Below are 10,292 nucleotides of genomic sequence, written 5' to 3'. Positions count from 1 at the left end.
GTCGACCGGTGGGGGCGGTGGGACGGGCGGGCGGCTGCCTGAGCGGGCCCTGCGCTCCGCCGGGAGGCGGAACAGCACCTCGTACGCCCGCTGCCGGGCCAGGACCCTGCTGCCCAGGGGGTCGGGCCAGCCGGGCGGGCCGGCGTGGCGTACCGCCGTTTCGAGGAGTTCGGCCGGGGTGGGGCGCTGCTCGGGCTCCTTGGCCAGGCAGGCCGACAGCAGTGCGCCGAGCGCCGGGTCCGCCGAGGAGATCTCGGCGAGCAGTTCCTGGTCGGGTTCCTCGAAGGCCACCCGGTGCATGACGTCGACACCCGTGCCGTCGCCGAAGGGGGCGCGCCCGGACGCCGCGAAGACCAGCGTCCCGGCCAGCGAGAAGACGTCCGACGCGGTGTCGGAGTGGCCCGTCCTGAGATGCTCCGGGGACATGTAGGCGGGCGTTCCCACCCGGTTGCCCGTGCCGGTGATCGAACTCGCGTCCACCGCCTTGGAGATGCCGAAGTCGATGACGTGCGCGCCGCGGACGGTGAGCAGCACGTTGGACGGCTTGAGGTCGCGGTGGACGATGCCCGCGGCGGCCAGTTCGCACAGGGCCCGCGCGAGTTGGTCCGCCACCTGCCAGACCGTGGCGGCGGTGAGGGCGCCGTCCTCCCGTACGGACTCCGCGAGGTCGGGTCCGGGGAGGTACTCGGTGGCCATCCACAGCAGTTCGTCCCGGAAACCGGTTCCGCACAGTTTCGGCGCGTGCGGGGTGCGCAGCCTGGCGTGCACGGCCGCCTCGCGTTCGAACCGGCGCCGGAAGCGGGGGTCCTCCGCGTACTCCGGCCGGATCACCTTCACGGCGGCCAGGCCGGGGCTGTCGTCGACCGGGCGCGCCAGGTAGACGCGCCCCATGCCGCCGCTGCCGAGCAGGGCCAACGGCACGTACGGGCCGACCCGTTCGGGGTCGCCCGGACGCAGGGGTGAGGCCCCGGCCTGCCGCAGCGCGGCGGCCTCGCGCGTCGCCGGGTCGGATGACGACGGCCGCTGATCTGACACGGATCTTCCCCGAAGTGTTTTTCGACGTACGTCAGTTCGCCTCAAGAGAAGAAGAGGCTAGCCCAGCCCCGGCGAGCGGTCAGGGTTTCCCGCACTTCCGCCCGCCGCGGTGGTGCGGAGGCGGTCGGCGCGGTCGGCCCGGGGGCGGAGACGTCCGAGCGGCGTGAGCGCGCCCGGGGGAGGAACCCGCGCCCGGCGGAGGGTGCGGGCCCTTCCCCCGGGTGAGTGGGGCGCGGTCAGGGGCGGACGGCCTTGCCGCGGCCCCACGCCCAGGCGAGGCGGTCCGCGCCGGACTGGTTGGTGGTCGCCAGCCAGGGGCGGGCCGGGTCGCCGGTCAGGGTCTGGAGGGAGTACGTGTCACCGGTGCGCAGGCCCGGCCAGTAGACCGACCCCATCTTCAGCTCGCGGAAGGTGTCGGTCACTGCCTGCATGAAGTTGACGAAGTTGTTGTCCGGCGCGGCTTGTTGTAGTCGAAACCGGTCGTCATGTGGGCGCCGAACTCGTCGGCGACGGTCCGGTGCGCACAGTCGCCGATGCGCGCCTCGAGGTCGGCCACCCACTGGTCGTAGGTGGCGTACTCCTTCCAGAACCCGTAGTGGTGCAGGGAGAGGTAGGTGCCCTTCAGGCGCGGGTCGGCGCAGACGCTGGTGACGTGGTCGTTGTAGCCGGCGCCGCTGACGAAGACCCGGTCGCGGGGGACCGAGGAGTAGGTGTCCAGCCACTTCGCGGCGAGGTCGGCCCACTCGGTGTCGGTGTAGCCGTGCGGCTCGTTCATCGGCTCGAAGTACACGTTCCGGTCGTTCTCGTAAGCCCTCACGACCGTGTTCCACATGGGCCAGTAGGTGGCCTCGTCGTCGATGAAGCCGTCCTTGCGGGGTCCGGTGCCCTCCCAGTACGACAGGATCACCTTGAAGCCCTTGGCCGAGGCCGCGTCGACGACCGCGCGGTAGGACTTCCAGTAGGTGCCGTTCACCGTGTACGGGTTGATCGGCAGCCGCACCGTGTTGGCACCGAGGTTGGCGCGGAACGCCGATATCACCCGGCTCGCCTTGGTGTAGGTCCGGGCGTAGCCGTCGGAGAGCGACAGGCCCGACAGCACGACCGGGTCGTCGGCGAAGTTGTCCCGGGGGTCGGCCCAGTTGACGCCCCTGAACTGGCTGGTGTCCATGCGCGGGGCGGCCTGGGCGGCCTGGGCGGCCTGGGCGGGGGCGCCGGAGAGGCTGGTGCCGGCTCCCGCGATCAGCAGGGCGAGAAGGGCGGCTCGCAGGCGGGGGGTCCGGCGGGTACCGGCGGGGGTGGTGGTGCGCATCGGCCTGGCCTTTCGGGTCGGGGAGGCGGCTCTGTTCGACGGCGTGGGCTCGATCTCTGCGGCCTCGGCATGTTTACGCAAACATCCACCACTGCGGCATCCGATGTTTACGTAAACATGGCGGCGCCGGAATCGTGGCACCCACCACAGTGATCGTCAAGGCTTCCCACAGGTGCCACGCGCGCCCCGCGGCCCCCGGTGGGGCGGCGCCGGGACCGGCGCCCGGTGCGGGCGGACGTCCGGCGGACGGCCTCTCCGAGGCCGTCCCGCCGGCGCCCACCACCGCCGCACGCGGGGCGTAGGAAATGCGCCATGAATTCCCGCCGGACCGCCGCTCCCGGTATCCCTCAGGGCGTGATCCCCCGTGGATCCCCGGGCCGTGGAGCGGATTTTCCATCCTGGCGGGAAAAGGACGGCCGCTGCCTTCCGGTTGTGAAAGTGGCTGGCGGTGGTTACCGGTACCGTGGAATTATCCGGAACGATCACGGAACCTCCTGATCGAATATGTCGAGCACTCACCTGCAGAGGGAAATCAACAGTGCCTTTCAAGCAGTTACGCCCCGCCGTTGTCGCCGTCTCCACGATGTCCGTGCTGCTCCTCGGAACCGCCGGTGTCCATGCCGAAGAGACTGCTCAGGCAGGGGTGGCGCCCGACATCGCCGTGGCCAAGGTGATGCGGCACCTCGACGCGCTCCAGAAGATCTCCGACGCGAACAACGGCAACCGGGCGCATGGCACGACCGGCTATCAGGCGTCCGTCGACTATGTCAGGGAGAAGCTCGACGCGGCCGGATTCACCACCTCGCTGCAGGAATTCGAGTTCGCCGGTAAGAAAAGCTGGAACCTGCTTGCCGATTGGCCTCGCGGCGGCGGTTCCGGAAAGGTCCTGATGGTCGGTGCGCACCTCGACTCGGTGGACACGAGCCCCGGAATCAACGACAACGGCTCCAGCGTGGCGGCCATCCTCGAGACCGCGCTCACGGTGTCCGCGAAGAAGGCCACTCCCTCCCAGCACCTCCGCTTCGCCTTCTGGGGTACCGAGGAGGAGACGTACATCGGGTCCACGCACTACGTGAACACCCTGCCGGCGGCCGAACTCTCGAAGATCACCGCCTATCTGAACTTCGACATGATCGGCTCACCGAACCCCGGGTACTTCGTCTACGACCAGAGCCCCGAGATCGCCCGGCACTTCGACCGGTACTTCACCGCCAAGGGCATCCCCACCGAGCCCGCCACCGCGCTCAACGGCCGCAGCGACCACGAGCCGTTCCTGGCCAAGGGCGTGGCCGTCGGCGGCATCTTCACCGGCTCCGCCGAGATCAAGACCCCGGAGCAGGCCGCGAAGTGGGGCGGCACCGCGGGAGAGGCCATGGACAAGTGCTACCACCTGGCCTGCGACACCCCCGCCAACATCGACCGGAGGGCCCTGGACGTCAACACCGACGCCGTCGCGGCGATGGTGTGGAAGCTGGGCGTGCGCTCCTAGGCAGGCCTCCCGCCCCCGCTCCCCGGACGAGTCCGGGGAGCGGGGGCGGTGCGGTCCGGGGCGGGACGGCACGGGGCGAGGCGTCCGGCGCCGGCCCGCAGGTTCCGCCCCGCCGCTCCCGCCCCCGGACCGCTCACGTCCCCCGGCGTCCTCGCGGACGGGCCGCCAGCCGGGCCAGCCGCTCCCGGTCCACCTTGCCCGTGGGCCCGACCGGCAGGGACGGCAGGACCAGCACGTGCTCCGGGAGCATGTAACTGGGCAGCGTCCCGGCGAGATGGCGGCGGACGAGGCCGCCGGACAATTCCCGCCCGGTGTCCGCGGCCACGGCCGCCACGATCTGCGGGCCGTCGTCGCCCTCCAGCGTCGTCACCGCGCAGTCCACCGCCCCCGGCACCTGCCGCAGCGCGGCCAGCACCTCCCCCAGCTCGATCCGGTAGCCGCGCACCTTGACCTGGTCGTCCCGCCGGCCCCGGAACTCCAGGTTGCCGTCGGCCATCCAGCGGGCCCGGTCGCCCGTGGCGTACATCCGCTCACCCGCCACACCACTCACCGTGTCGGCCGTGAACCTCTCGGCCGACAGCCGCGGATCGCCCGTGTACCCGTCGGCCACCACCACGCCGGCGATGTAGAGGTCCCCCTCGACGCCGATCGGGCACGGCTTGCGGTCGCCGTCCAGGACGTAGTAGCGGGCGTTCTGGATCGGCCTGCCGTACGGGATGCTCGTCCACGACGGGTCGATCTCGCCCACGTCGAAGTGGTTGGACCAGATCGTCGCCTCCGTCGCACCGCCCAGCGCCACGACGTGCGCCTTCGGGAAACGGGCCCGCACCCGGTCCGGGAGGGCCAGCGGCACCCAGTCGCCGCTGAGGAAGACCAGGCGCAGGCTCGGCACCGGGCCCCCCTCGTGCGGTGCGTCGGCGAAGGACATCACCATGCTGAGCGCGGCCGGCGCCGAGTCCCAGAAGGTGACCGGCTCGTGCAGCATGATCTCCAGCAGCCGTTCGCCGTCGGAGAGTTCGGCCGGGGGTACGACGCGCAGGCTGGCGCCCGCCGCGAGGACGCCCAGCAGGTCGTAGACGGACAGGTCGAAGGTGAGCGCGGTGACCCACAGCAGACAGTCGTCCGGGCCGACCGCGTAGCTCTCGTTCACCCACTGGATGACGTTGACGGCACTGCGGTGACGCACCGAGACGCCCTTGGGCACACCGGTGGAGCCGGAGGTGAAGATGACGTACGCGGTGTCGTCGGCGCCGGGACCGGCCGGCAGCGGCAGGTCCCGGGCGGCCTCGACGTCGCTCCACGTGCAGGCCACCGGCGTGCCCGCGGTGACCGCGTCCCGCGGTGCCGGGCGCAGGACGACGTCGTAGCGGTCCCGCAGCACCGCCGGCCAGACGTCTCCCGAACGGCGCCGGATCTCCGCCCGCACCGGCAGGCCGAGCTGGTCGGCGATGCGGTCGAACCACCGGGCGGGGACGTGCAGATGACCGCTCGGCGCGCCCTCGCCCGGCTCCGCGAGGTCCGCGAGGACCACCGCCCCGCCCGGCGCCAGCGCGCCGAGGGCGTCCCGTAGCACGGACCGCAGGTAGGCGAAGCCGGGGAAGAACTGGGCGACGCTGGCCAGCAGCACCACGTCGGCACTCGCCGGCGGCACCACGCGCCCCAGCTCGTCGGCCGGCGCGTGCACGAACCGCGCGTCCCCGCCGGACTCCCCGGCCGCCCGCCGCAGGGCCACGGACGACACGTCGACGCCCGTGTAGGCGGCGACCCGGTCGCGCAGCGCGCCCGCGACCAGACCCGCGCCGCAGCCCACCTCGACGACCCGCGGCCGTTCCGCCACGGACAGCACGAGGTCGCTCACGTGCGAGACGTAGGTGTCGATCTGCGCGGCGGAGATGCCGTCGTCCGGGTCCTGGTTGAAGCCCGAGGCCCGGGCCAGGTCCCCGTCCTCGGCGACGGTGTCCCACAGCAGGCCCACCGCCTCCGCGTCCAGCGGGTCCGGCGCCGGTTCCGTCAGGTCCGTGCACACCAGCCGCAGGTCCCGGCCCGCGAGGTGCCCGGACTCCTCCGCGCGCTGCGCGAGCCCGTGGCCGGTCACCAGCCAGTCGATGCCCAACTGCCGTACCGGCGCGGCGATGCGGCTCGCCGGCCAGCGCGCGTCGAGCGGCACGTAGGCGGCGCCGGTGCGCAGCACCCCGACGACCGCCAGCACGCTGTCGTACGAGTTGTCGTGCAGGACGCCGACGAAATCTCCCCGGCCGACCCCGTGGCGGCCGAGGAAACGGGCGAGGAGACCGGAGTCGTCCCACAGCCGCCCGTACGTCCTGACCTCACCGTCGCCGAGGCGGACGGCCGGCGCGCCGGGCGACTCCCGCACCCGCCGCTCGATCAGGTCGACCATGCTCACCCGGTCCTCGAACGGCCGGGCCGTGTCGTTCCACTCGGCCGGCGGCAACTCCCAGGTCTCTGTCATCTGTCCTGCCCTCCTCCAGCGGTCAACGGGTCGGCGGACGGGTGCTCAGATGACGCGGCCGTGGCGGGGGTTGTCACGGTGGATGACCCGCTCGCGGATGCGCAGTTCGCCCTTCTCGTCGCGCACCAGGCGGTCCTCGACACTGGAGGAGGAGAAGAAGCGCACCTCCTCCTCGGCGTTGCTCTGGGTCACCAGCGAGTAGTAGGTGACCCGCAGGCCGTCGTCCCCGGCGCCCCCGGCCGGCTCGATCAGGAAGTGGTCGAACCAGTGGCGGGTGACCAGCCCTTCGTACATCGGGAGCATGCTCGTCATCTTGGCGCGCATCGCCTCGCGGCCCTCCACCTTCTCGCCGCGGTGGGGGTGGGCGACCGAGCCGTCCTCGGTGAAGGTCGCGGTGAACTGCTCGATGTCCAGGTCGTCAAGGACGCGCATCTGACGGGCGTAGAAGTTCTTGACCTCGACGTAGAGGTCGGCGGTGACGGACATGGGTGCTCCTCGGTGTGGTTGGGGGAACGTGTGGTGTCTCAGGGGGCGGGGGCTTCCTCGAGGACGAGGAAGGCGTTGGTGCCGCCCACGCCGGCCGACATCAGGCCGGCCGTTCGGGGGCGGCCGTCCACGGGCCACGGGCGGCCCTCGGGGAGGATGCCGAAGCGTTCGCCGCGGCCGGTGAACTCCTCGATCGGGTCCTCCGTGTTCGGCGTCGCGGGCAGGAAACCGCGGTCGATCGCGAGGCACGTCTTGATCAGGGCGGCCATGCCCGCCGCGGTGTCGCAGTGGCCGACGGAGGCCTTCACCGAGCCCACCGCGACGGGCGGCCCGTCGGTGCCCAGGGACTCGATCAGCGCGGTCGCCTCGATCTGGTCGTTCAGCGGGATGCCGACCCCGTGCGTCTCGACGTAGTCGACGTCGGCCCCGGTCAGACCCGCCGCGTCCAGCGCCCGGCGCACCGCGCGCACCTTGCCGTCGACGCCGGGGATGACGAAACCGGGTTTGGCCCGGCCGTCGTTGGTGACCGCGCTGCCCCGGATCACGGCGTAGACGGGGTCGCCGTCGCGCAGGGCGTCCTCCAGCCGGCGCAGCAGGACGGCGCCCGAACCGTCGCCGGGCACGACGCCGTTGTGGCGGCGGTCGAAGGGACGCACGATGCCTTCGGTGGAGTAGATGCTGCGCGGGGTGCGCAGGTAGGAGCCGTCGGCGTCCTGCTGGACGGCCACCGCGCCGGCCAGCGCGTAGTCGCAGGCGTGCAGCCGCAGGCTCTGGCAGGCCAGGTGGACGGCCACGGTCGAGGTGGCGCACGCCGAGTCCAGCATCAGCGACTCGCCCCACAGGTCCTGGAGGTAGGAGAAGTAGGGCCCGGCGAACGTCGGATCGACGTGCACCACGTCGTCGAAGGCCGCCCGCGGCACGTGCCGGGTGCGGGCGCAGCCCGCGTAGACGGCGGTCCGGTCGGCGATCGCCGAGAGGCGGACCCCGGCGTCCTCCGCCGCCTGCCACAGGGACTCCTGGAGGATGCCGTGCTGCGGGTCCAGGCCCTCGACACCGACGAGGGCGCTGTCGTAGGCGTCCCGGTGCGGGGCGACGCCCCAGGAGTGGACCCGCAGCCGGTCCTCGCCCAGGTCCTCCACGACCGGCACCGGCTCCCTGCGGAAGCAGTCCTCGCCCGCCACGAGGTTGTCCCAGAACGCCCCGACGTCGGGCGCCTTCGCGAACCGGCCGCCGAGGCCGACGACGGCCACGGGTTCGGCGTTCTCGCTCCGTTGCGACATGTGCGACCTCCTCTCAGTCGAAGGCGATGGCGATCTTGACGACGTCGTCCCGCCGGGTGTGCGCGAGGTCGAAGGCGTCGGCGATGTTCTTGATGCCGAAGGTGTGGGTGATCTGGTCGTCGACACGGACCGAGCCGTTCCCGATCAGGTCCAGCGCCGTGCGGAACGAGGCGAGCCCCGGCTCCAGTTGCGCGCCGCCGACGGCGTTGACCAGGTGGGCGTTGCGGACGAAGAGATGGGCGTACGGGATGCGCATCTCGTAGTCCTCGGGCATCCCGAAGAAGCCGAGCCGGCCGTGCTGGCCGACCATCCGCATCGCGTGCTCGCGCGCCCCGTCGGTGCCCGCCGCCTCGACGACCAGGTCCGCGCCCGCGCCGCCGGTCAGCTCCATGACGACCTCCTCGGCGCTCTGCCCCGGCACGTGCGCGGTCGCGTCCGCGCCGAGGGAGCGGGCCACGGCCAACCGGCCCGGCTCCAGGTCGACCGCGACGGTCTTCTCGAAGCCGAGGTGCCTGAACATCTGGAGGAACAGCAGCCCCGCCGAACCGACGCCGACGACGGCGGCCGTCAGGCCCGGCCGCACGGGCTCCGGCCAGAACCGCTTCAGCGCGAAGACGACCGTGCCGAGCTGTTGCGCCATCAGGGGGACGGTGGGCGCGCCGATGCGCTCCAGCGGCAGCAGGAACCGGTCGCCGATCGTCTGGTAGCGGGCGAACGACGCCATGTAGGCGTGATTGGGCACGGTGAGCACGAAGTCACCGGGGGAGAAGCGCGCCGAGCGGCTCTCGACGACCTCCCCGACGCCCTCGTGACCCGGGTAGCCCGCCGGACACGGGTAGGGGTGGTCGCGCATGTCCCGGAAGAAGGGGGACTCGGCGCGCACCCGGTGCACGTCGCTGCCGCAGATGGCGGCCAGGGTGTTGCGCACGAGCACCTCGTCCTCGCGCAGCTCCCGGAAGGCGACGTCCTCCACCTCCAGGCGCCCGGGTTCGACGAGAACGGCGGCTTCACCACGTACGAGCGGCATGCGGACCTTCCTTCAAGGACGTACGGCGGGCGCGGTCCGCGCCCACGACAGGGGATGGCCGGGCAGGCGCAGCCGCCGGCCGGCCCGGCGGGCGTCAGCCGGGCGTCGACGCCCCGGCACCACAGGGCCGCCAGGGCGGTGAGCAGCGCCTCCTCCGCGAGGTCGGCCGCCGGGACGTCCAGGACGGCCACCTCGCCGAGCTGGTCGCGGGCGTGTTGCAGCAGCTTGGCGGGCTCGGCCTCGGCCGTCAGGTGCCGCTCCCGCGGGGCCGGGTCGTCGGGCGTGACGGGGCCGAGGGCGGTGGCCCACAGCAGCCGTGTGCGCCGCAACCGCGGTACGGCGCCGGTGGTCGACGCCCACGCCTCGTCCGGTGCGGACAGCGCCGCGTCCGGTGCGGTGGGGACATCGTCCGGTGCGGTGAGAGCACCGCTGAGCACCGCGGCCGCGATCCGGCCCGTGCCGACGCCGTACACCGCGGCCGGGGTCACGCCGTGCTCGGCGAACCGCTCCGCCAGGCGGACCTGGCGGGCGGGGTCGGTGCCGTCGGCGAAGGCGAACACCACGGCGGGGAGCGGCCCGGGGACGGCGTGCGCGGGCGTGCGGGGGTCGCGCAGGGCCCGTACCGCCTCGTCCCGGCCGGTCACGACCACGGCGACGCGGTGCGCGAACCGCTCACGGCCCCGGTCCAGGGTGTGCGCGACGTCCGCGAGCGCCGCGTCCGGCGTCGCCTCCAGGTACGCGGCCAGCCGTTCCCGGGCGGCGGCCAGCGCCTCGGCGGTGACGGCGGACAGGGCGAGGAGGTGGTGACGCCCTGCGGCGGGCACGGGGGCGGGGGCCTGCGCGGTGTGCGCCGGCGGCCTGCGGGTGATGGTCTGCCGGGGGGTGGCCGTGCCGGGGGGTGGCGGGGACGGTGCCGTCCGCCGGCCGGTGGACCATGGCGATCAGACGGGCCTGGTCCTGGACCGTGACGTGCCGCAGCAGGTCGATGACCGGGACGTCGGCGCCCGTGGCGAGCCGGAGCTGTTCGCGCAGCTTCACCAGGAGCAGTGAGTGGCCGCCCGCGTCGAAGAAGTTGTGGTCCGCCCCGAAGCCGTCGTGCTCCAGGACCGCTCGCCAGGCCGCCCGCACCCCCTCCAGTACGGAGAGGGGGGCCGCGCCGGAAGCCGGCGCGGGGGCGGGCGCGGGTACGTCGTCCT

General features: G+C 72.9%; 6 protein-coding genes and 3 pseudogenes. 1 reads left to right on the top strand and 8 read right to left on the bottom strand.

What is annotated here, in order from left to right; genetic code table 11:
* Both BM536_RS38865 and BM536_RS38860 read right to left on the bottom strand, forming a co-directional pair.
* Positions 1-1,035 (bottom strand): serine/threonine-protein kinase (locus tag BM536_RS38865; RefSeq protein WP_245874044.1); only part of this gene is annotated, 1,035 nt, incomplete at its 3' end.
* A gap of 236 nt (positions 1,036-1,271) precedes the next feature.
* Positions 1,272-2,344 (bottom strand): annotated as a pseudogene (locus BM536_RS38860) (glycoside hydrolase family 5 protein).
* 538 nt (positions 2,345-2,882) lie between these two features.
* Here BM536_RS38860 and BM536_RS38855 point away from each other — a divergent pair.
* Entirely contained in the window at positions 2,883-3,833 is a 951-nt protein-coding gene (locus tag BM536_RS38855; RefSeq protein WP_073498933.1) for a M28 family metallopeptidase, read from the top strand.
* Between the two features lie 133 nt (positions 3,834-3,966).
* On the opposite strand, the gene BM536_RS38850 is transcribed toward BM536_RS38855, so the two are convergent.
* The 6 genes and pseudogenes from BM536_RS38850 to BM536_RS45195 all read right to left on the bottom strand — a co-directional run.
* Positions 3,967-6,303 (bottom strand): amino acid adenylation domain-containing protein, encoded by a 2,337-nt coding sequence (locus BM536_RS38850; protein WP_094104102.1) that lies wholly within the window; start codon positions 6,301-6,303, stop codon positions 3,967-3,969.
* A 45-nt stretch (positions 6,304-6,348) separates the two neighbouring features.
* Positions 6,349-6,789 carry a nuclear transport factor 2 family protein gene (locus BM536_RS38845; RefSeq protein WP_073498939.1) on the bottom strand — a complete coding sequence of 147 codons (441 nt, stop codon included), beginning with the start codon at positions 6,787-6,789 and terminating at the stop codon, positions 6,349-6,351.
* A gap of 38 nt (positions 6,790-6,827) precedes the next feature.
* Positions 6,828-8,069, bottom strand: a complete 1,242-nt coding sequence (locus BM536_RS38840; RefSeq protein WP_073498941.1) for a beta-ketoacyl [acyl carrier protein] synthase domain-containing protein — start codon at positions 8,067-8,069, stop codon at positions 6,828-6,830.
* Positions 8,070-8,082: 13 nt separating this feature from the next.
* Entirely contained in the window at positions 8,083-9,096 is a 1,014-nt protein-coding gene (locus tag BM536_RS38835; protein WP_073498942.1) for a zinc-binding dehydrogenase, read from the bottom strand.
* A 668-nt stretch (positions 9,097-9,764) separates the two neighbouring features.
* Positions 9,765-9,920: pseudogene (locus tag BM536_RS45200) on the bottom strand (CurL C-terminal domain-containing protein); the annotation flags it as partial.
* Positions 9,921-10,095: 175 nt separating this feature from the next.
* Positions 10,096-10,224: pseudogene (locus tag BM536_RS45195) on the bottom strand (phosphopantetheine-binding protein); the annotation flags it as partial.
* Positions 10,225-10,292 lie beyond the last annotated feature (68 nt).

It is taken from the genome of Streptomyces phaeoluteigriseus (genome assembly GCF_001896135.2).
GTDB classification, from domain to species: Bacteria; Actinomycetota; Actinomycetes; order Streptomycetales; family Streptomycetaceae; genus Streptomyces; species Streptomyces phaeoluteigriseus.
The sequence above is the reverse complement of the archived record's forward strand: the minus strand, read 5'-3'. Positions and strand labels throughout refer to the sequence as shown.